A 20,774-nucleotide genomic window follows, 5' to 3' on the forward strand; every position below is an offset into this window, starting at 1 on the left:
CTCCTGTCTGCGCGCCCTGGCCGCGCACGCCCTCGAACTCGGCGCCACCGTGCACATGCCCCGGATCGGCTGCGGGCTGGCCGGCGGGAAGTGGGAACGGATCCAGCCCCTGGTGGAGCGGGAACTTCTGGAGCGTGGGGTTCGGGTGACGGTCTACGACTTCGACTGACCCGGGCGGGCTCGAACGGCCGGAGGCTCCGAGGGGTGGATATCTACCGGGTTCCCTCTTGTGGATCATCGAAACGGTGAATTCTGGATGTCGAGATCGCCCGATTTTGGAATCTATATGAGTGTATTGGCTTTTGATTTCTCGTGATCCATGAGGGTCTTCCTGTTAAGTGCTTCGCCTCCGGTGGTGGGGGTTGAAGTGAGTATGGAATTTTTGAAACAAATCCTTTTCGGGTCTTCGGTCTTCCTTTGCTTCTGTCGGGGTAAAGCGGGTCAGATCAAGGCAATATGTGGGCGGCGTTCGATGCGATTTTTTCCTTGACGCCATCTGTAGGGTCTGCGTAAAGTCGTGGTGTCTCATTCGCTGTTCTCGAAAGGGGAACTTTGAAGAAACACCTTCTCGTGTTCTTGGTGGCGTTACTGCTTCCGATGTCGAATGTCGCCCATGCGGAGGAAGAGGGGCAGGAGGTGGAGGTCGAGATCACCGTCTATGACGATGGGCGGATCGTCGAGACGGGGAGCGACCTCGACCGTATGGCCGGCGATACCTCGACGAGGCTTTCCAATGGAACGTTGTCGTTGCGGTCCAACAACTGCAACTACGTCCGGGTGAGTTACGTGAAGCGCTCGGGTGTGTCGGTGAACCTGAAGCTCGGATGGTTCTCCGGTGACACCGGCAGGGTGAGCGGGACGAAGCGGGGCGTCGCGGCCGGAGAGACGGTGAGTCAGACCTGGGAACAGGTGCGGGTTCCCGGCGGCGTGGTCGGATACATGGAGGCCGAAGGGCAGGGCAGGTTCCAGACCCCTTCGGTCGGATGCCGGTAGGAGCCTCTGAGATGTCGAGGAGGCGAGACGTATGTGGCAGCTGCTCTTCTACGTGAACGTCCCGGTGTTCTTTTCCGTGGTCGTCGTCGGTGCCGCGGTGGCGTTCATCGGTGTCCTTCTGCGGAGAAGAAACGAGCGCCTGGTCACCGGGGTCTGCCGGGTCGTGCTGGCGGTCTCCCTGCTCGCCTATGTGATCGTCCTCGTCGAGCCGGTCGACGGTTGGGGTCAGGTCGGAAGCGGGGGAGTCAATGTCAGCCTCATCCCGTTCGATTTCCTCTCCGGCGAGCATGTGACCGAGAATTCCCTGCACTGGGAGGAATGGATGCTCAACATCCTTCTCTTCCTTCCTTTGGGCATTGTCGCGGCCCTGCTGTTCACCCGTTGGGTCGTGTGGCTCTTCGGCCCACTGCTGTCGCTGACGATCGAGGTGGCTCAGGCCGTTCTCGCGACCGGGCGGCAGAGCGCGCTGGACGACCTTCTGGCCAACAGCCTCGGGTACCTGATCGGCGTGACCCTCGTGGTTCTGGCCGGCGCGGTGCTGAGTCGGCGTGATGAGGCGACGAGAGTGGCGGCATGAGCACGGCCCCGGCAGGCCCTCGAGGGTGGGCCCGCCGGGGCCGTCGCCATCGTGAGCGGAGGCGACGCCTCACCTCGGAGTCGTTCCGTTCACACCGGCCGCCGTTCGAGAACGGCTCGAACGGGGGTGCGGGGGTCGGGTGGTGGTCTACGACTTCGGTCGACCCGGGCCGGCTCGGACGGTCGGTCACCACGACACGTCGCGTATCGGGTGAGCGCGCCGAGACGGTGAGGGGGACGCCGAGATGAATCCCTTTCGGGTTTTCGCCTCCTCTGCTTTCGTCCGGTCAAAACGGGTCAAACAAAATCGGCGCTCGGATGGTTTTCGGGGCGATTTTTTCTTGACGGAATGAGTGTGGTCTGCGTAAGGTCGTGTTGTCTCATTCGATTTTCTCGAAAGAGGGACTTTGAATAAAATCCCCCTCGTCTTCTTGATGGCCTCGCTGCTGCGGTCTCGGCTGCTGCTCATGCCGACCCCGAGGCTTCGGTCTGGATTCAGAACCCTTCGACGGTATGTCGCCAGGAGCTTCTGAGATACCGAGGAGACGAACCGTATATGGCAGTCGCCCTTCTGTTCGAACTCACCGTCGTTCTTTTCCGTGGTCGGCTTCGGCGCCATCTCGGCGTTTATCGGTGTCCTTCCGGGAAGAAGGGGAGAAGAAACGAGCGTCTGGTCACCAGGCTCTGCCGGGTCGTGCCGCGTACGCGCGGTGAGGCGGAGAGGGTGACGGTATGAGAACGGCCCCGGGAGACTTCGACCGTCGAGTCTCCCGGGGCCGTCGGTGCCCGAGTCCCGCGCACGCGGGAATGGACCGATCTCCCAACGGTGCGTACGGGCCTCGACCTGCTGTTCTCCGCGTATGAGGGCCGGACTCGCCTCCAGGACGACAGGACGCTCCTCGGTGTCCTGCCTCTTCCGGGCCTCACTCACGATCCTGACGGCATCCCACCCCCCGACCTCGACTACGCGGCCACGCTGCGCCGGTCACCCGCCACCACGCGCCGCCCGATCGCCCAGACGGCCAGCGCGCAGAGGGAGAAGGCCCCGCCGAGAACACTGGACCCCGTCCACCCGTAGGTCGAGTACACCGTTGTGGTGGCGGTCGCTCCGAGAGCGGAGCCGAGCGAGTAGAAGACCATGTACCCGCCGATGACGCTGCCGGTCCGGCCCGGTCGGGCGGTCGTGAGCAGGTGCTGGTTGCTCACATGCACCGCCTGCACCGCGAAGTCGAGGGCGACGACGCCGACGACGACCGCCCAGAGCGACCAGTTCACCTGTCCGGTCGCCACCCACGACACCGCCAGGAGCACCAGTGCGGCTCCGGTGACGATATCGGCCTGTCCGGAGTCGGCCCAACGTCCGGTGCGAGCGGCGCCGAGGGCCCCGGCGAGACCGGCGACCCCGAAGAGGCCGATCTGCGCGGTGTCCAGGTTCCAGGGTTCCGCCGCCAGCGGCAGGGCCAGGCCGCTCCAGAGCGTGCCGAAGGAGGCGAAGAGGAAGAACGCGATCAGCCCGCGTGAGAGGAACAGCCCTTCGTGGAACAGGCGGCCGAGGGAGAACAGCACCTGTCCGTAGGTCGGGCGCTCGGTGCGAAGATCGGTCGGTAGAAGCCTCAGCGCGAGATAGGCGAGTGCCAGCAGTAGTACGGCCAACGCCAGGTAGACGCTTCGCCACCCCCAGAGCGCGGCGAGCCCTCCCGCGAACACACGGGAACCGAGGATGCCGAGGATGACCCCCGAGGTCACGATGCCGAGGGTGCGCCCGCGTTCGGTGGGGGAGGAGAGGTCGGCGGCGTAGGCGACGGCCGTCTGGACGACCACGGCGAGCAGACCGACGAGGGCGAGCGCCGAGAGCAGAAGCCAGAGCCGGTCCGCGACCGCGGCCAGGAGCACACCGCCGGCGGCGAGGGACAGGTGCCCGACCAGAAGCCGGCGTCGGTCGAACATGTCGCCCAGAGGCACCAGGAGCACCAGGCCGATCAGGTAGCCGAGCTGTCCGGCGGTGACGATCCATCCCAGGTCGGCTTCGGGGACCCCCAGGTCGTCGCCGATCCGGGCGAGTACGGGCTGGGCCGCGTAGATGGTCGAGACCGCCACCGCGCAGATCGCCGCTAAGAGCAGTCTCCTTCGGGCCATCGTGGTCATCCCGCCTCCTTGAATTAGTAGCATATTGCAACTGATTTGACGGTAGGGCACACTGGTTTCAAACCGCAACTCTTCTGGAGTGGTGATGACGAACACGGCGACGCCCGACGACGCGATGACCTGGACCGACCCCTCCTGCCCGGTCGCCCGCACGCTCGACCTGGTCGGAGACCGTTGGAGCCTGCTGATCGTCCGGGACGCCATGGACGGTGCGCGAGCCTTCGGCGACTTCCAGAGCCGGACCGGGATCGCCCGCAACATCCTCACCGACCGACTGCGACGCCTGGTCGACCGAGGGATCCTCGAACGACGGACCGCCCCCACCGGCCGCAGGCAGGTCTACGTCCTCACGGACACGGGGCGCGACCTCTTCGCGGTCATCGTGTCCCTACGGCAGTGGGGCGAGCGGCACGCGTTCGCGCGAGGGGAGGAGCACTCGGTGCTCGTCGACGAGAACGGCGTTCCGCTCCCGGAGCTGCGCCCCACCGACGCGCGGGGCGAGCCCGCCGGTGTCGACACGACCACCGTTCGCAAGGAGGGATGAAGAGGGCGGGGCCGTGAGGCGCGGTCTCTGTTCCCCCGGGGCGACTTCCCTGAACCCCGCGCACGCGGGGATGGGCCGAGCGCTGGATACGGCGGATGAAGCTCAACGGTTCCGAGCCCCGCGCACGCGGGGAGGATCACCGACCGACCATGCGCCCGGCCAAGGTTCATCGCCCGGGTTCGTCCTTCTTCGAGACCGGCGCCGCGAGGAACTCCCGAGCCCCTCGGAGAACGGTGCTGACCCGGCTCTGTGTCCGGCCGCTCTCCAGTCGGACGTCCAAAGGTCCGGGAGGCCCCATCTCCGCACGCTTCCCGGCGGTCAGAGCGCAAGGGTCGAGACCGTCACGCCGGGCGATCAGAGTCCCCAGCTCGTAACGGCTGACGGCGTCGGAGCCGGCGACGTGGCAGACGCCGCCGTAGTCGGAGAAGGCCAGTTCCAGAAGAGCGGCCGCCAGGCCCCCGACATGCACGGGGCAGCGGATATCGTCGGTGAACAGGGCCCCATCCCGGCGTCCGGTGGCCAGGTCGTGGACCAAGGACTCGTGAACGGAACCGCCGTCACCGATGATCAGGGAGGTGCGGGCGATGACGGCCGTGGGATCCAGCAACCGGATCGCGGTTTCGGCTGCGGCCTTCGCGGCGCCGTAGGGGGTGACCGGGTCCGGGAGGGAGTCCTCGTCGTAGTGGACCCGGTCGCCGGAGAAGACCGTGTCGCTGGACACCTGGACCAGACGCGCGCCCTGGCCGACCGCGGCCATCGCGACCCTGATGGCGCCGTCCGCCGTCGTCGCCCAGTCGGACCTCCGATAGGCCGTGTTGATCACGACGGTCGGTCGCACTTCCTCGAACAGAGAGGTGATCGCCTCGGGATGTCGGAGATCGAGCCGCCGCCATTCGGCGCCGGGGAGGGCTCCTGCGCGGGTGCCGAAGGTCGCCGTGACGGTGTGTCCTGCGGCGATGGCCTGTCGGGTCAGTTCGCCGCCGAGAAACCCACTGCCACCGATGATCAGAACGGTCATGGCACGACACCGTACGTCGAAACGGGTGCCGTTTGATCCGAACTCGGATGGACGTGGGGCCCCGGCTTCCGAGACGGGGCCCCACCTCGATCTCTCCCGGATCAGGGTGTTCCGGGGGTCTAGCCCAGTTCGTAGACCCGCACGTAGTCCACGCGCATCTCCTGGGGGAACTGCGTACTGCCGTCGGGGTAGCCGGGCCAGTCGCCGCCCACGGCCACGTTGAGGATCATGAAGAACGGCTGGTCGAACACCCACGGGTTCCCTCGGGTATCGGCCGAGGTGTAGGTCTGATAGGCGACGCCGTCGACCGACCAGGTGATCGAACCGGGCCTCCAGTCCACGGCGAACGTGTGGAAGGTGTCGGCGAAGGACCAGCCCTGCGGGTGCATGTAGGAACCGGTGAGCGGCTCGCCGCCGAAGTAGCCCGGGCCGTGGAGGCTACCGTGCACCAGGTGGGGCTCGCGGCCGATGTTCTCCATGATGTCGATCTCGCCCGAGTCCGGCCACGGCGTGTTCGGGAAGTCCGCGCCCAGCATCCAGAAGGCGGGCCAGATGCCCTGGCCGCGTGGGATCTGGATACTGGCCTCTACTCGGCCGTACTGGGGCTGCACCTTGTTCTGGGTGGTCAGCCTGGCCGAGGTGTAGCCACCGTCCGCCTCCTGGCGGGCCGTGATGACGAGGTTGCCGTTGCCGTCCAGGGCCGAGTTGGCCCGGCTGTCGGTGTAGTTCTGGAGCTCGTTGTTGCCCCAGCCGTGATCACCGGTCTCGTGGTTCCAGTTGGCGGGGTCGGGAGCGCTCCCGGCGGGGCCGTCGAACTCGTCGGACCACACGAGGGTGGCTCGCATGTCGGACTCCGTGGTGGACGCTGAGGCGGTGGTGGGGGAGATGAGGGCCGCGGCGGTGACGACCGCCATGAACAGGGCGCGGTGCATGGGCTACTCCGGGGGAAGCGCCACAGGGTGCACCTGGGGTGGTCACCCTGTGACCATTAGTACTTAGGCGTCACTTTACGTTCGGCTTCTCGAATGCACAAGCGGGGTTTTCGTGGAAGTTTTCCGAAAGTCCGCCCGCTCTGACAAGGGTTCTACGCTCATCCGTCATGACGCGGACGGTTAGAGGGTGAACAGCTCTCCCTGTGCGGGCCGGTCGACCTTGGACTTGCGTCCGGCGACCCTCACCAGTTCGGCGAGATCACGGATGTCGCCTTCACGGTCGGCGTCCTCGATGAGTCGCCTGAACACCCACGCGGTCACCCGGACGTCGGCTGCGGCGCGATGACGGTCCGCCGGCAAGGGGATGGAGTAGTGCCCCAGCAGGGTGTCCAACCTGTAGTCGGGCAGGCCGGGCACCATACGCCTGGCCAACGGGATGGTGTCGAGAAGGTCGATCCGCGCCGCCACCGGGCAGTGCTCGCGTTGGTTGTAGAGGAGTCCGGCCTCGGTGGCGGCGTGCTGGGCCACCAACAGGTATCGGGAGTCCGCGGTGAAGCGGCGGTCCAGGGCGCCCAGGGCTTCGGCCGGCGTGGGGGCCGAGGCGAGGTGCTCGGAGGTGAGGCCGCTGTGGAGGGTGTTGAACCGGGTCACCGGTGCGAACTCCGGTGGGCGGATCAGGGAGGCGAAGCGTCCCGCTTCCACCCAGTCGCCCTGCTCGTAGCGCAGTGCGAGAGCCGCGACCTCGATGGGCTGAGCCGGACGCCCCGCCGGGGTGGTCGCCTCGAAGTCGATGACCACGTACGTCGTCGCGAGAAAGTCCGGGTCGTCGGTCAGAGAGCCCATACGCTCACCGTAGCCACCGGGGACGGAGAGAAGGTGGGATTGGTGAGATGCCCCTATTCGCTCCGTTCGGCCGCGTGTGGATGTGGAGTCCTCCTTGTTGCCGGGGCTTCGCGGCTCGGCCGGGGGCGCGCGTGAACCCCTTCCCCGGACGTGGCAACCTCGACCTCTACGAGAACCGTGCTCTCTCCACCGACCCCTGTCGGGCATGGCCCCACGAGAGGAACCCATGAAGACCGTCCCCTTCGGAAACACCGACACCCGGGTGCCCAACGTCATCGCGGGGATGATGCGGATCGCCGACAAGACCGACGAACAGATCCGCGAGCTGTACACCACCGCCCGCGAGGCCGGGATCGACTTCTTCGACCACGCCGACATCTACGGGATCGGCCACCCCGGCGGCGGTCTCCACCTGTGCGAACGCCGGTTCGCCGAAGCGTTGAGCCTGAGCCCGTCGGAGCGGGAGGGGATCGCCCTCCAGACGAAGACCGGCATCGTCCCGGGCCGGGGCTACGACCATTCGTACGAGCACATCGTGGCCTCCGTCGAAGAATCGCTGAAGGCCCTGAACACCGACCACATCGACGTGCTCCTGCTGCACCGCCCGGACGCGCTCGTGGAACCCGAGGAGGTCGCGCGCGCCTTCGACCACCTGGAGTCCGGCGGCAAGGTGCGCGCGTTCGGGGTCTCCAACCACACGCCGAGGCAGATCGACCTGTTGAGGACCACCGTCTCCCAACCGATCGTCGCGAACCAGGTGCAGCTGTCGATCACGCACTCGACGATCATCGCCCAAGGGATCTCGTCGAACATGGCCGGAGCCGACGACTCGATCACCCGTGACGGGGGCGGTCTCGTCGATCACGCCCGGATCAACGGGATCACCCTCCAGGCGTGGTCACCGTTCCAGAAGGGGGCCCAGGGCGGGGTGTTCTTCGGCTCCGAGGACCATCGGGAGCTGAACACCGAGCTGGAGCGTCTCGCCGAGAAGTACCGGGTCACCCCGATCGCTATCGCGACGGCGTGGATCACCCGTCACCCGGCCGGGATGCAGGTCGTGCTCGGCACGACGAACCCGGGGCGCGTCACCGACGCCGCCGCGGGCTCGGAGCTCCCTCTGACACGGAGCGAGTGGTACGGCCTGTTCCAGGCCGCCGGTCACGACGTGCCCTGACCCGCCGCCCCGAGTACGCTCGGGGGCTCGACCGACCCGGGGCCGGAGAGTGCATTCTCCGGCCCCGGGGCCTTCACCGGGTGGACCCGCCATCGCGGGCCCACCCGACACGGGCGGCGCCAGGACACCATGTTCACCTCAGGACGCGACCTTCCTCAGGGCGTGACGATGTCGAAGTCGGGATCGTCCTCGTCCAAGAGCCCGAACAGGGTCGTGAGCGTTTCAGGGTCCCCTTCGTAATCGATACCGTCCAGGCTCCGGGTGGCGAGCACTTGGAGAAGCTGCGCCTTGGTGAGTGTGACGGTCAGGGAGGCCTCGGCCCCTTCGCGCTCGGCGTGCTGGGTGAGGACGCCGTTCTTGAGCGTGAGCCTGACCTTCTCCACCGGGTCGGTGAAGTTCCAGTCGATGACGAGCTCGGTGTCCCAAGCACGGGGCCCGTCGACGAGGATGGCGACCGAGTCGAAGATCTGCCCGATGCTCAGGGCGTTCATGACGTCGGGGGAGGCGGTGTCGATGGGGGTGGGGACCTTGTTGCCGCGCAGCTCCTCGGCGCCCTGGAGGTAGAAGTTGCGCCAGGTGCCGTTCTCCGCGCCGTGGCCGAGCGCGGTGTAGACCCGGGCGAGCAGCTCTCGTGCGTCGGTATCGCCGGGGTCGTCGAAGACGACGTAGTTGAGGACCTGGGCGGCCCAGCGGAACTCCCCGGCGTCGTAGGCCTCCTGGGCCTTGGGCAGGATCACCGAGGCGCCGCCCATGAACTCGACGTGCTTGGCCGCCGACTCCTCCGGAGGCAGCTCCCACAGGTGGGCGGGGTTGCCGTCGTACCAACCCATGTAACGCTGGTAGATGGCCTTGACGTTATGCGAGACGGACCCGTAGTAGCCGCGGGCGTGCCAGGCGCTCTCCAGCACGGGCGGAAGCTGGATCCGTTCGGCGATCTCGATGCCGGTGTAGCCCTGGTTGATCATGCGCAGGGTCTGATCGTGCAGGTAGGCGTACAGGTCGCGCTGTTGGGAGAGGAACGTGGTGAGCTTCTCGGTGCCCCAGGTCGGCCAGTGGTGGGAGGCGAACAGGACGTCGGAGTCGGCGGCGAAGAGCTCGATGGCCTCGGTGAGGTAGTTCGCCCACACGTGCGGGTCACGGACGAGCGCGCCCCGCAGGGTGAGCACGTTGTGCAGGGTGTGGGTGGCGTTCTCGGCCATGCACAGGGCGTTGCGGTCGGGGAAGAAGAAGTTCATCTCCGAGGGCGCCTCGGTGCCCGGGGTGAGCTGGAAACGGATCCGGACCCCGTCGATCAGCTCCTCATGATCGGTCTCGGTGACGTAGGTGTTCGGCTCGATCAGGGAGATGGTGCCGGTGGAGGTGGTCTGGCCGAGCCCGGTGCCGATCTGACCGTCGGCGCCCCTGCCCAGCACGGACCCGTACATGAAGATCGACCGTCGGGTCATGGCGGTGCCCGCGTAGACGTTCTCGGAGACGGCGTGCTCCAGGAAGCCGGAGGGGGCGATGATCGGGATGTCCGCGCCCTCGGGCACCACGCCCCGGACCCCGCCGAAGTGGTCGACGTGGGAGTGGCTGTAGATGACTGCGGTGACGGGGCGGTTCTCGTCCCGGTACTCGCGGTACAGGGCGAGCGCGGCCTCCGCGCACTCCACGGAGATCAGCGGGTCGATGACGATGACGCCCTCGTCGCCCTCGACGAAGGTGATGTTGGACAGATCGAAGCCGCGCACCTGGTAGATACCGTCGGTGACCTCGTAGAGGCCGTGTTTGGCGTTGAGCTGCGACTGGCGCCACAGGCTCGGGTTCGTCGTCTCGGGGGCGTCGGCGTCGAGGAACGCGTACGCGTCCAGGTCCCAGACGACGCGTCCGGTCTCATCGGTGATCCGCGGATCCGCCGCCGTACCGAGGTAACCCCGGTCGGCGTCGTCGAACGACGGCTGATTCACCACAGTGTGTTATCTCCATGTGCTTTGAGTGATCGAGCGCCTTGGTCCTCCCCGGCCTTCTCCACGCTGAAGCGTGATGGTTTCATTACCTGTAGTGATTTTTCCTCGGTTTCGGACGGCCGGTGTTCCGGGAGCCGTGTCACCGGGACGGTGGAGCGCGGAGGGCCCGTGCTCTCCGTCCTCGCGGGTCGTTTCGCCACGCATACGGGGACACGTGCGGTACCGACGCCGACGCACCCGATGCGTCGTTCCCCTGGAAACGCCCCCGACCTGGGTACGGTCGTCTTCATACCTCCGGACCGAGAGGAAACCATGCTGCCCATCACCTTGGCCCACATCGCGAACGCGACCTCGGGTCGGATCTCGGAGGTGTCCGAGACGATCGAGGTCACCGGCATCTCCTACGACTCTCGCAAGGTCCACCCGGGGGATCTCTTCGTGGCCCTCCGAGGCGGCGAGGGGCGTGACGGGCACGACCACGCCCACGAAGCGATCGCCTCGGGGGCCTCCGCGGTCCTGGCGTCCCGGTCCCTGGGGCTGCCCTCGGTCCTGGTCGAAGACCCGCTCACCGCTCTCGGTGTTCTGGCCCGAGCCCACGTGGAGGCGCTTCCGGACCTGACCACCATCGCGGTCACCGGATCCTCCGGAAAGACCTCCACCAAGGACCTGATCGCTCAGATCCTGGAACCGGCCGGGCCGACCGTCGCCACCGAGGGCTCGTTCAACAACGAGATCGGCCTCCCCCTCACCGCCTTGGAGACCGACACCGAAACCCGCTACCTCGTGGCCGAGATGGGCGCCCGCGGGCAGGGGCACATCACCTACCTCACCGAGATCACCCCGCCGACCGTGGGCGTGGTCCTCAACGTCGGCACCGCCCATATGGGGGAGTTCGGCGGACCCGAGCCGACCGCGAAGGCCAAGGGCGAACTGGTCGCCGCCCTCCCCTCGGCGGCCGAGGGCGGGGTCGCGGTCCTCAACGCCGACGACCCCCGAGTGGCGGCGATGGCCGACCGGACCAAGGCCCGGATCATCACCTTCGGCACGGCCCAAGGGGCGGACGTGCGCGCCGTCGATATCGGACTGGACTCACAGGGGCGGGCCTCGTTCACCCTGCGGACCCGCGCGGGCGACTGCATGGTGGGCCTACAGGTCGTGGGCGAGCACCAGGTGCCCAACGCGTTGGCGGCAGCGGCGGCGGCCGGAGCGGTCGGTATGGACGTACTCCAGGTCGGAGAGATGCTGTCGACGGCGACGCCCGTGTCCGAGGGGCGGATGCGGGTGGTCGAACGCGGAGACGGGCTGTTGGTGGTCAACGACGCCTACAACGCCAACACCGACTCCACCTCGGCGGCGCTGCGCGCGTTGGCGCATCTAGGGCGCGGGCGTGCCGGACGGACGATCGCCCTGTTGGGAGAGATGCGCGAACTCGGGGACGGGTCGATGGAGGAGCACCGCAAGATCGGCGTGCTCGCCGCGGTGCTCGGCATCGACACGGTGACCGTGGTGGGCATCGCCGAGGCACGGGCCCTGGCCGAAGGGTACGGGCCCGACGCCCTGGTGCTTTCGGACAAGGACGCGGCCCGAGAGTGGTTGGGCGGCCAACGCTTCGCCTCCGGGGACGTGCTGTTGGTCAAGGGCGCCCACTCATCGAGGCTCGGGGAACTGGCGGACGCGCTGACCGTGGGCTGACCTTCACAGATACCGGGTGGGGTCCACGACGACGCCCCGCCCGGCGAAGAACGTCGCGAAGGTCGCCTCCGCCACCGTCGCCGAGACCGTGTCGGGCCGATGCCCGGAGGGGTTCCTGAAGTGGAGGAGCCCGTCCCGGTGGCCGATGACCAGAACCAGATGTCCGCCCTTCCCCGGTGCCGCGCGCTCGGGGCGGCGGATCTCCTTGTGCACCGACGCGATCACCATCCGGCCCCGGTCCAGTTCCGAGCGCAGCGCCTCGGTGTCCAGGTCGGTGCGTACGCGGGCGTCCAGCCGGTGGGTGTCATGGACGTATTCGACGAAGGGCGCGTAGATCAGGCCCTTCACCGTGCCGTCGGGCCGTTCCACGTAGCCGCCCGCCTCGCGGGTCCCGTGCAGGAGTTCGAGGAGCGGGGGAGCGTCGCCATCGCGGTGGGCGAGGACCATGCGCAGGCACGCCATGCCGCAGGCGTGGCCGCACCAGGCGCCGTACTCCTCGCGGGAGGTCGCCCCCGATACCGCCCAGGCCGGGTCGTCGCCGGGGTCGTGCCCTGCGTAGACGATCCTCTCGATCAGTTCGGGGGAGGCGTACTGGGTGACCGGGACGACCGGTTCGTGCAGGGTGCCTGTTCCGTCGCAGGCCGGACATCGGGGCTTCACGGGTCTCTCCCGGTGTCGAGTGGCTGTCCGCCGCACGACGTTACCCCCGTCGGACGATCGTCGGCCTTCCCGGAGACTTCGATGCGGTCGGTGTCAGGGTGGGCCGTGGCAGAGGCCGCTCCGAGCGGACGGGTTCACGCGTTCCGTCCCGCGGAGAGCGAAGGTCTGCGGGGCCCTACCCTCGCTCGACCGCTGCTCCGGCGGTGAGCATCGCCCGCACGGTGGAACGGATCCTTCCGGCGATCTCCTCCGGGTCCGTGGCGTCGAGCTTGCCGTCCAGGTGCAGGAAGGCCAGCCCGTGGACGAGCGACCACACCGCCGTGGAGAGCGCCTCGGGCTCGGCCTCGGGGAAGACGGCGCGCACGAGACCGTGGACGTAGGCCCGGATGGCGGCGGTCGCGGCGGCCCGTTCCTCGTGTGCGGGGTCGCAGGGTTCGGCGAACATCGCCCGGAACAGCGCCGGGTGTTCCAAGGCGAAGTGGACGTAGGCGATGGCGATCTCGGCCAGGTCGTCGGGGGTCTCGGGGGAGGGGTGGGCCCGCGCCAGATGTTCGGCGAGTTCGCGGTAGCCCTCGGCCGCGACGGCGGAGACGAGCGCGTCGCGGTCCGCGAAGTGACGGTAGGGGGCGGTCGCCGACACCCCGGCGCGTTTGGCCACCGCGCGCAGAGACAGCGCGGCCCCGCCGTCCTCCTCGAGGAGCTCTCGGGCCGCGCTGACGCAGGCGGCCCGCAGGTCGCCGTGGTGGTAGGTGCTTTTGGCCCGCGACACGGATCACACTCCCTCATGTTTACAGTGCACACATTGCCCATCTAATGTGAGCACTGCATACATGATAGCGAATCCGAAGAAGGGGCCGATTCCGATGGCCGGTGGACTGTACTCACCTCTGCGTCTGCGCTCCGGGGCGGTTCTGGGCAACCGGATCGCCAAGGCCGCCATGGAGGAGAACATGGCGGGCGAGGGCCAACTGCCCGACCACCGACTCCTGGAGCTGTACCGGCGCTGGTCGGCGGGCGGAACGGGCCTGCTCATCACCGGGAACGTCATGGTGCACGCCGAAGCGCTCACCGGACCGGCCGGTATCGTCCTCGACGAGGCCTCCCCGCTGGAGCCGTTCACCCGGTGGGCACAGGCCGCCAAGTCCGGCGGCTCGACCGTGTGGATGCAGATCAACCACCCCGGCCGCCAGGTCCAGGCCGACATGCCCGGCGTCGTGTGGGCTCCGTCCGCCGTCGGCGTCGAGCTGGGCCGGCTCAGCAAGAACTTCGGCCGCCCCACCGCCATGACCCCCGAACAGATCGAGGCCACCGTGGAGCGGTTCGCGGTCACGGCGACCCGCGCCGAACAGGCCGGGTTCGACGGGGTGGAGATCCACGCGGCGCACGGATACCTGCTGTCCCAGTTCCTGTCCCCACTGGTCAACAAGCGCACCGACGCCTGGGGCGGATCGCTGGAGAACCGGGCGCGGACGCTGCTGGACGTGGTCCGCGCGATCCGGGCCACCGTCTCACCGACCTTCGCGGTCGCGGTGAAGCTCAACTCCGCCGACTTCCAACGCGGCGGCTTCGACGTGGACGACGCGCGTCGGGTGATCGCGATGCTCGAACCGCTCGGCGTCGACCTGGTCGAACTGTCCGGCGGCAGCTACGAGAGCCCCGCGATGACCGGCCGCTCCGCCGACGAACGCACACAGGCCCGGGAAGCCTACTTCCTGGACCTGGCACGGGAGCTGGTGGCGACCAGCCCGCTGCCGTTGATGCTCACCGGCGGCGTGACCCGACGCGAGACCGCCGAGAAGGTCGTCGCCGACGGCGTGGCGGTCGTCGGGATGGGCACCGCCCTGTCCCTCACCCCCGACCTTCCCCTGCTCTGGCGGGAACACCGTGAGGCCGGCCGGTCGATGCCGCCGGTGACCTGGTCGAACAAGGCGCTGGCCTCGGCGGCGGGCATGGCGCGGGTCCGCCACCAACTCCGCCGCGTCGCCCGGGGCAGGGCGCCGCGCCCCGGCACCCTTCCGGCCTACGCCCTGGTCTCGGAACGCCTCGGGCAACGTCGGGCGCTGCGCCGCTACCGCGCCTGGCTGTCCGAGCGAAGGAACCCGGCGGCCCCGGCCGGTCGATGACCCACGCGGGCCGGCCCCCGGCCCCGCGGGCGACGTCGGCGGGGGTGTCTTCGCCTCCGCCGACGATCACCTCAGCGCGAATACGCCCCTGACCGCTGTCCGGCCTGTTGACGGGGCACCGTCGACCGGGTCTCCAACACGTCGGCCAGGAAGTCCGACGTCAACCTCAGCGCCGCCTGATTGGCGTGGGTGTCGCGCATGCTGTCGATCATCATGAAGTCGTGGATCATGCCCTGGAAGCGGACCGCCGTCACCGGCACCCCCGCCTCCCGCAAACGATTCGCGTACGCCTCGCCCTCGTCGCGCAGCACGTCGGCCTCCCCGTTGAGCACGATCGCCGGAGGCAGTTCGCGTAGCTGGTACAGCGACGCCCGCAGCGGCGAGGCGTAGACCTGCGCCCGCTCATCGGGGTCGGTCGTGTACTGGTCCCAGAACCAGATCATGCCGTCCCGGTTCAGGAAGTAGCCGGTGGCGAACTCGTGGTAGGAATCGGTGTCGAAGTCGGCGTCGGTCACCGGATACAGCAACGCCTGACCCTTGAACGACACGTCCCCCCGGTCCTGGGCCATCAACGTCAGCACCGTGGCCATGTTGCCGCCCACCGAGTCCCCGCACACCGCCATGCGGGTTCCGTCCAGGTCCTTCTCGGCGCCGTGCTCGATCACCCAGCGGGCCACCGCGTATCCCTGCTCGATCGCGGTCGGATACCTCGCCTCGGGCGAGCGGTCGTATTCGGGGAAGACCACCGCCGCGCCGGTGCGCACGCACAGCTCCCGCACCAGCCGGTCGTGGGTGTTCGCGCTCCCGAAGACCCAGCCCGCCCCGTGGACGTAGAGGATCACCGGCAGGACCCCGGTGGCCCCGGGCGGACGCACGACCCGCACCGGCACCTGGCCGGTGGGACCGCCCTCCACGGTGAACCACGCGTCGACCACCTCGGGCTTGGGCACGCCCTTGCCGCTCTGGACGTCCTCCAGGATCTGCCGGCCCTGCTCGGGCGGGACCTGGTAGATGAAGGGCTCGTTCGCGTTGACGTCGGCGAACTCCCGGGCCGCCTGCTCCAGGACCACCTTGTGCTCGGACATCTTCCCTACTCCGCTTCGGTCGGTGTCGCGCGGGAGCGGAACTCGCTCACCGGGGGAGCACCCGCCGGACGGATCCGAAGTGGACACGAGGGTTCGGGACCTCGCGCCACGAGACCCGGCACGGGGTGGCACCCCGCACAGGTGGTTGACCGGTGGTGTGGGCGCGGAAACCGATTTTCCCGAAACCTGGCCCGATCCATCCCCCGGAAAGAACCTTCGTGGGTGCGGGGAGGACGGGGAACGAGCGATCCCCTCCCCGCCACCGGGGCGAGGGGCGCGAGGTTTACGCCCAGAGCCTCGTCGGGCAGAGGTATCTGCACATGCTCACCAGCGAGAACGTCGCCATCGGGGCCGTGCTCCTCGAGCCACGAAGGCCACGACGCGGGGCTCGAACCGATCACCGGAGAGCGGTACGGCCGGCTCGGGCGGGAAGAGGCGGAACATGACGATCCTGAACGAGACCTACACGCTGTCCAACGGCGTGGCCATCCCCAAGGTGGGGCTGGGCACGTGGTTCATCGACGACGACGAGGTGGCGCGGGCGGTACGCGAGGCCGTCGAGATCGGCTACCGCAACATCGACACCGCGCAGGCCTACGGCAACGAGCGCGGGGTCGGGCATGGGGTGAGCACCGCCGATATCGCCCGCGAGGACCTGTTCGTGTCCACGAAGCTGGCCGCGGAGATCAAGGACTACGACCGGGCGGTCGCCGCGATCGAGGGGTCGCTCGCCGACCTGGGGCTGGACCACATCGATCTGATGCTCATCCACAGCCCGCAGCCCTGGGACGATTTCCGCGGCGACGACTACGCCGAGGGCAACCGCGAGGCCTGGCGGGCCCTGGAGGACGCGTACGGCACCGGCAGGATCCGTTCCATCGGGGTCTCCAACTTCCTGCGGTCCGACCTGGAGAACATCCTCGGCTCCTGCACCGTCGCACCGCAGGTGAACCAGCTGCTCGTCCACGTCGGCAACACCCCGTCCGAGCTCATCGCCTTCTGCGAGAGCGAGGACATCCTGGTCGAGGCCTACTCGCCGATCGCCCACGGACGGATGTTGGAGAACACGGACGTCGCGGCGATGGCCGAGAGGTACGGCGTGAGCGTCCCACAGCTGTGCATCCGCTACACCCTCCAGTTGGGCACCGTTTCACTGCCCAAGACCGCGAACCCCGAGCACATGCGCGCCAACGCCCAGGTCGACTTCGTCATCTCCGACGAGGACATGGACACTCTGCGGAACGTGCGCATGCGGGACTACGGCGAGCACAGCGGCTTCCCCGTCTACAGCGGTAAGTAGGGGCCGCCGTGCTCGCCGTTCCACCACCACGGTCCACCACGGGGAAGCAGACCGGGGGTACGCCGTCTCGTCAGGCCTTGGCGGCCCGGCGGCGTTCGTATTCCTCGCGGGCCTTGGGTGTGAGCAGCGGGGAGGGCACCCATTCGGCGGGCTGGTTCGCGCGTTCGCGCTGGAGGGCGATCTCCTCTTCGGTGAGGTGTTCTTCGGGGATGTCGAACTCTCCGTCCCTCGCACCGAGGGTGAAGGCCTCCCATTCGGCGGGGGTGAAGAACAGGGTGCCCTTGTCGGGGGATTTGCCGTCGCGTACGGCGCGGAAGCCGTCGTCGAACTCGGCGACCTCCACGATCGCCTCTGATTCGGGGTCGGAGAGTGAGGAGCGCATCCATACCGCGTCGGTGGTGTCGTGCCACTTCTCGTTCCCCATGGCCTCCGGGGGGAGGTCCTTCTTGGGCTGCTGCTCGCTCATCGGTGCTCCTGAAAAGGGGACAGGCTCGTCGGGGTCGCCCATCACGATAGCGAGCCGCCGACCGGTCCCGGGCCAGACCGAGGCCGGTCGGCCACGTTCGGTCATGATCCTGGATCTATTCGCCTCCGCCGTCACCCCCATCCCCACCGTCTCCATTACCTCCCCTGCTCCGGGTCCGGTAGAGGGTGAGTTTCTCGGACAGCACCGTGCTGGCGTCCCGCATGTCCTCCGACAGTCCCGCCACGGCCCCGATGCCCCGGGCCCGATCGAACCGTTGGCGCGTCTTGAGGGTCACCCCGAGGTGCTCGCCCAGGCGGGCACCGGTCACGAGGTCGAACAGGAACAGCATCCGTTCGTCCATCGAGGCACGTTCCTCGGCGATCGCCTGGAGCCAGATGACGAGCGTGTCGCACACGGCGGGGTCCGGAACATGGTGCCCACGAATTCTCGAGGGCCGTAGGAGGCCGCGACCGATCAAGGCCTCCTCGTGCAGGGACAGTGCTCTGGAGTCGCGGTGCCGGATCCAGGCGTCCAGGCGGATCGGCCCACCCCGCGAGACCGTCATGGCCCCCACCTCGGAGAGGATCTCGTCGGCCCAGGCCAGGCCGGTGGGGGCGGAGGACTGGAGGTGGATCCTGCCCGACAGCGAGTAGACGTCCAGGCCGAAGAGCCGAGTCTTCTTGGTGGCGAGCCACAGGTCGCGGCGGAGCACCAGTTCGCCGAGCTCGGCGAGCGCGCATCCCAACGCGGTGAGGTCGGGATCGTCGAGGCGCCCATGTGGGTGGTGGGACAGGAGCAGGAACTCTTCGGGCAGGGACGGACGCGGCTGAGCGGAGGACATACGCACCTCGAGCGGGTCTCGCCGAACAGGGTCTTCGGGGCCTCGGCCGGGTGCAGTCGCCGTGGGGGCCGTCTGGTGAGGGTCCGGACCCTCATTCTCTCAAAGGAGGGTGCCCTACGGGAGAGGGACGAGGGGTGGTCGTCGGCGTGAGGCCCGTCCACCGTCCCACGCCCACCGTCCCTCTCGTCCGCCACCGAGAACCCGTTGAAGCGGGAGGGCTTCGCGCCCCTCTATCGGGCGCGCATCCCATCGAGGAGGAAGACGGTGCGGCGGTCGTAGTCCTCTCGCCGGGGGAGAGGGCCGTGCTTGAGCGCGAGCGCGTTGTCGTGCACGAGCGCGTGGAGGTCGTCCACGGTGAACTCGGGGCGCAGCGCCCCCGAGGCCCGGCTCGCCGAGATGAGCTCCTCGTTGATCTCGCCGGCGATCCGACAGATCTCCATGAGGCTTCGCGCCTCGGGATAGACCTGCAACATGGTGTCGTTGGCGGCCGGCTGACGGTACTGGAGATCGCGGATCGCGGTGACGTAGTACGCGAGTCGTTCCCCGGCGTCGTCGATGGAGCGGGTGCGGTCGACGATGGCGCGCAGTTCGACCGCGACGACCTCTTCGATGACGGCGTCGATGAGGCCGATCCGGCCGCCGAAGCGGTTGAAGATCGTCGCCTTGCTCACCCCGGCCGCCTTGGCGACCTCCTCCAGAGGCACGGTGAGGCCCCGCCCCCGAAAGGCGTCGATCGCGGCGCGCCTGATCTGGGCGGCGTTGCGTTCGGCGTCGGCGCGCAGCCGAGGCCTCGATGACACTCCACCGCTCATCTCCACACCGCCCTCGTCGTCGCCACCATAAATTGACCTACAGGGTCAGGTTACCTAGGGTCGGGGTCATGAGCGAAACTGACCACCCTGGTCAGTTTATGAACGAAGGGTGTGACCATGATCGTGGTGACCGGTGCGACCGGCGGTCTGGGCGGCGCCACCGTCGAGCACCTCCTCCGGCGCCTGCCCGCCGGGCGGATCGGCGTCAGCGTCCGTGACGAGACCAGAGCGCGGCACTTCGCCGACCGCGGCGTCCGCGTGCGGCGAGGCTCCTACGAGGATCCGGCCGCTCTGCGCGACTCCTTCGCCGGAGCGGAACAGGTACTGCTGGTGTCCGGCAACGATCCGACCGCCGACATCGTCGCCCTGCACCGCGACGCGATCGAGACCGCCGTCGACGCCGGTGTCCAGAGGATCGTCTACACCGGCCAGCAGGCCGCCGTCCCCGGCAACCCGTACCCGCCGTCGCGGATCCACATCGACACCGAGGCGGCCCTGGTCGAGTCCGGTCTCGCCTGGACGGTCCTGCGCAACGGCGCCTACGGCCCGCTCGACCAGGTGCTAGGCCCGTGGTCACGGACCGGGGAGATCGCCCTGCCCGCGGACGGCCCCGTCCCGTACACCGACCGAGCCGACGTGGCCGAGGCGACCGCGGCGATCCTCGCCGGCGACCGCCGCATCGACGGCCCCGTCACCCTCGCCGCACCCACCGCCCTCACCCTCGGGGACATCGCGGCCATCGCCTCCGAACTCACCGGCCGCACCATCGAGCGCGTCGTCGTGGACGACGAACGGTGGGTCGCCGACCAGATCGCGGCCGGCCTCCCCGAACCGGCGGCCCGGTTCATGCTCACCTGGTATCGGGCGGCCCGCGAGGGCCACTTCGCCGAGACCACCCCGCTGCTCTCCGAACTCCTCGGACGCGAACCCCGCGGAGTCGCCGAACGGCTCGCGGAGCAAATCGCGGTCTGAACCTCGGCCTCACCGCGTCGAAAAATCGTGGACGGGACCGGTCGGGCCCCGACAGGATGACGAACGACCTTGCCCCACGAGGAGAGAGGCCCGGCCATGGAGGTCTTCCTGGAGACCGAACGGCTGCTGCTCCGGCGGTTCACCGAAGCGGACGTGGACCACCTGGTCCGGCTGGACGGCGACTCCGAGGTGATGCGCTTTCTCACCGGCGAGCCGACGCCGCGCGCCGAGATCGAGGAGAAGGTGCTGCCGGGGTTCCTACGCGAGTACGAACTCGGGCCGGTCGGGCACTGGGCCGCGATCGAACGCTCCACGGGCGAGTTCCTGGGCTGGTTCGCCCTCGAACCCTCCGCGGACGGCGGCGCGGAGGAGGTGGAGCTCGGCTACCGGCTCAAGACGTCGGCCTGGGGACGCGGATACGCCACCGAGGGGGCGCGAGCGCTGGTGCGCAAGGGCTTCGACGAGCTGGGCGTGCGGCGGGTGTGGGCCGAGACCATGGCGGTCAACCTCGCCTCCCGCCGCGTCATGGAGAAGGCCGGCCTGAGGTACGTGCGGACCTTCCACGCGCACTTCGACGACCCGCTCCCGGGCACCGAACACGGCGAGGTCGAATACGAGCTGTGCGGGCCCGCCCCCATGGAGTCCTGAAGGC

20 protein-coding genes are annotated in these 20,774 nt (G+C 68.5%); 9 read left to right on the forward strand and 11 right to left on the reverse strand.

What is annotated here, in order from left to right:
• Positions 1 to 597: 597 nt before the first annotated feature.
• Complete coding sequence (locus D451_RS0123820) at positions 598 to 993, forward strand: hypothetical protein (protein WP_234305947.1); 396 nt, start codon at positions 598 to 600, stop codon at positions 991 to 993.
• Positions 994 to 1,024: 31 nt separating this feature from the next.
• Positions 1,025 to 1,570, forward strand: a complete 546-nt coding sequence (locus D451_RS0123825; RefSeq protein WP_017536264.1) for a VanZ family protein — start codon at positions 1,025 to 1,027, stop codon at positions 1,568 to 1,570.
• A 962-nt stretch (positions 1,571 to 2,532) separates the two neighbouring features.
• On the opposite strand, the gene D451_RS0123830 is transcribed toward D451_RS0123825, so the two are convergent.
• Positions 2,533 to 3,714, reverse strand: a complete 1,182-nt coding sequence (locus D451_RS0123830; RefSeq protein WP_036568639.1) for an MFS transporter — start codon at positions 3,712 to 3,714, stop codon at positions 2,533 to 2,535.
• An 85-nt stretch (positions 3,715 to 3,799) separates the two neighbouring features.
• On the opposite strand from D451_RS0123830, the gene D451_RS0123835 reads away from it, so the two are divergent.
• On the forward strand, positions 3,800 to 4,258 hold the full coding sequence (locus D451_RS0123835; protein ID WP_017536266.1) for a winged helix-turn-helix transcriptional regulator: 459 nt from the start codon (positions 3,800 to 3,802) through the stop codon (positions 4,256 to 4,258).
• Positions 4,259 to 4,424: 166 nt separating this feature from the next.
• Here D451_RS0123835 and D451_RS0123840 read toward each other — a convergent pair whose 3' ends face one another.
• From D451_RS0123840 to D451_RS0123850, 3 genes are all read right to left on the reverse strand, one after another.
• The gene (locus D451_RS0123840) at positions 4,425 to 5,276 is read right to left on the reverse strand and encodes an SDR family oxidoreductase (RefSeq protein ID WP_017536267.1); all 852 of its coding nucleotides are present in this window, start codon (positions 5,274 to 5,276) and stop codon (positions 4,425 to 4,427) included.
• Positions 5,277 to 5,395: 119 nt separating this feature from the next.
• Positions 5,396 to 6,208: a glycoside hydrolase family 16 protein gene (locus D451_RS0123845; RefSeq protein WP_014913442.1), complete on the reverse strand. Its 813-nt coding sequence runs from the start codon at positions 6,206 to 6,208 to the stop codon at positions 5,396 to 5,398.
• A gap of 180 nt (positions 6,209 to 6,388) precedes the next feature.
• Positions 6,389 to 7,051, reverse strand: a complete 663-nt coding sequence (locus tag D451_RS0123850; RefSeq protein ID WP_017536268.1) for a 3'-5' exonuclease — start codon at positions 7,049 to 7,051, stop codon at positions 6,389 to 6,391.
• Positions 7,052 to 7,277: 226 nt separating this feature from the next.
• On the opposite strand from D451_RS0123850, the gene D451_RS0123855 reads away from it, so the two are divergent.
• The gene (locus D451_RS0123855) at positions 7,278 to 8,225 is read left to right on the forward strand and encodes an aldo/keto reductase (RefSeq protein WP_017536269.1); all 948 of its coding nucleotides are present in this window, start codon (positions 7,278 to 7,280) and stop codon (positions 8,223 to 8,225) included.
• Positions 8,226 to 8,380: 155 nt separating this feature from the next.
• Here D451_RS0123855 and D451_RS0123860 read toward each other — a convergent pair whose 3' ends face one another.
• Positions 8,381 to 10,174: an alkyl/aryl-sulfatase gene (locus D451_RS0123860; protein WP_017536270.1), complete on the reverse strand. Its 1,794-nt coding sequence runs from the start codon at positions 10,172 to 10,174 to the stop codon at positions 8,381 to 8,383.
• A 309-nt stretch (positions 10,175 to 10,483) separates the two neighbouring features.
• Between D451_RS0123860 and D451_RS0123865 the strand changes: the two genes are divergently transcribed.
• On the forward strand, positions 10,484 to 11,863 hold the full coding sequence (locus D451_RS0123865) for a UDP-N-acetylmuramoyl-tripeptide--D-alanyl-D-alanine ligase (protein WP_017536271.1): 1,380 nt from the start codon (positions 10,484 to 10,486) through the stop codon (positions 11,861 to 11,863).
• Between the two features lie 3 nt (positions 11,864 to 11,866).
• On the opposite strand, the gene D451_RS0123870 is transcribed toward D451_RS0123865, so the two are convergent.
• Positions 11,867 to 12,523 carry a C39 family peptidase gene (locus D451_RS0123870; protein ID WP_017536272.1) on the reverse strand — a complete coding sequence of 219 codons (657 nt, stop codon included), beginning with the start codon at positions 12,521 to 12,523 and terminating at the stop codon, positions 11,867 to 11,869.
• Between the two features lie 175 nt (positions 12,524 to 12,698).
• Entirely contained in the window at positions 12,699 to 13,292 is a 594-nt protein-coding gene (locus D451_RS0123875; RefSeq protein WP_017536273.1) for a TetR/AcrR family transcriptional regulator, read from the reverse strand.
• Positions 13,293 to 13,386: 94 nt separating this feature from the next.
• On the opposite strand from D451_RS0123875, the gene D451_RS0123880 reads away from it, so the two are divergent.
• Complete coding sequence (locus D451_RS0123880; RefSeq protein ID WP_017536274.1) at positions 13,387 to 14,646, forward strand: NADH:flavin oxidoreductase/NADH oxidase family protein; 1,260 nt, start codon at positions 13,387 to 13,389, stop codon at positions 14,644 to 14,646.
• Positions 14,647 to 14,717: 71 nt separating this feature from the next.
• Here D451_RS0123880 and D451_RS0123885 read toward each other — a convergent pair whose 3' ends face one another.
• Positions 14,718 to 15,731 (reverse strand): alpha/beta hydrolase, encoded by a 1,014-nt coding sequence (locus tag D451_RS0123885; protein ID WP_017536275.1) that lies wholly within the window; start codon positions 15,729 to 15,731, stop codon positions 14,718 to 14,720.
• A 442-nt stretch (positions 15,732 to 16,173) separates the two neighbouring features.
• Here D451_RS0123885 and D451_RS0123890 point away from each other — a divergent pair, with 442 nt between their 5' ends.
• Complete coding sequence (locus D451_RS0123890; RefSeq protein WP_017536276.1) at positions 16,174 to 17,031, forward strand: aldo/keto reductase; 858 nt, start codon at positions 16,174 to 16,176, stop codon at positions 17,029 to 17,031.
• Between the two features lie 70 nt (positions 17,032 to 17,101).
• On the opposite strand, the gene D451_RS0123895 is transcribed toward D451_RS0123890, so the two are convergent.
• From D451_RS0123895 to D451_RS0123905, 3 genes are all read right to left on the reverse strand, one after another.
• On the reverse strand, positions 17,102 to 17,497 hold the full coding sequence (locus tag D451_RS0123895) for a DUF397 domain-containing protein (protein ID WP_017536277.1): 396 nt from the start codon (positions 17,495 to 17,497) through the stop codon (positions 17,102 to 17,104).
• Positions 17,498 to 17,612: 115 nt separating this feature from the next.
• A complete protein-coding gene (locus D451_RS0123900) occupies positions 17,613 to 18,338 on the reverse strand; it encodes a GOLPH3/VPS74 family protein (protein WP_017536278.1) in 726 nt (241 codons plus the stop codon).
• Positions 18,339 to 18,568: 230 nt separating this feature from the next.
• Positions 18,569 to 19,150, reverse strand: coding sequence for a TetR/AcrR family transcriptional regulator (locus D451_RS0123905; protein ID WP_026125320.1), 582 nt, complete (start codon positions 19,148 to 19,150; stop codon positions 18,569 to 18,571).
• A gap of 117 nt (positions 19,151 to 19,267) precedes the next feature.
• On the opposite strand from D451_RS0123905, the gene D451_RS0123910 reads away from it, so the two are divergent.
• Entirely contained in the window at positions 19,268 to 20,122 is an 855-nt protein-coding gene (locus D451_RS0123910) for an NmrA family NAD(P)-binding protein (protein ID WP_026125321.1), read from the forward strand.
• A 96-nt stretch (positions 20,123 to 20,218) separates the two neighbouring features.
• Positions 20,219 to 20,770, forward strand: coding sequence for a GNAT family N-acetyltransferase (locus tag D451_RS0123915; protein ID WP_017536281.1), 552 nt, complete (start codon positions 20,219 to 20,221; stop codon positions 20,768 to 20,770).
• Positions 20,771 to 20,774: the final 4 nt, after the last annotated feature.

Source organism: Nocardiopsis alba DSM 43377 (assembly GCF_000341225.1).
In the GTDB taxonomy this organism is placed as follows: Bacteria; Actinomycetota; Actinomycetes; order Streptosporangiales; family Streptosporangiaceae; genus Nocardiopsis; species Nocardiopsis alba.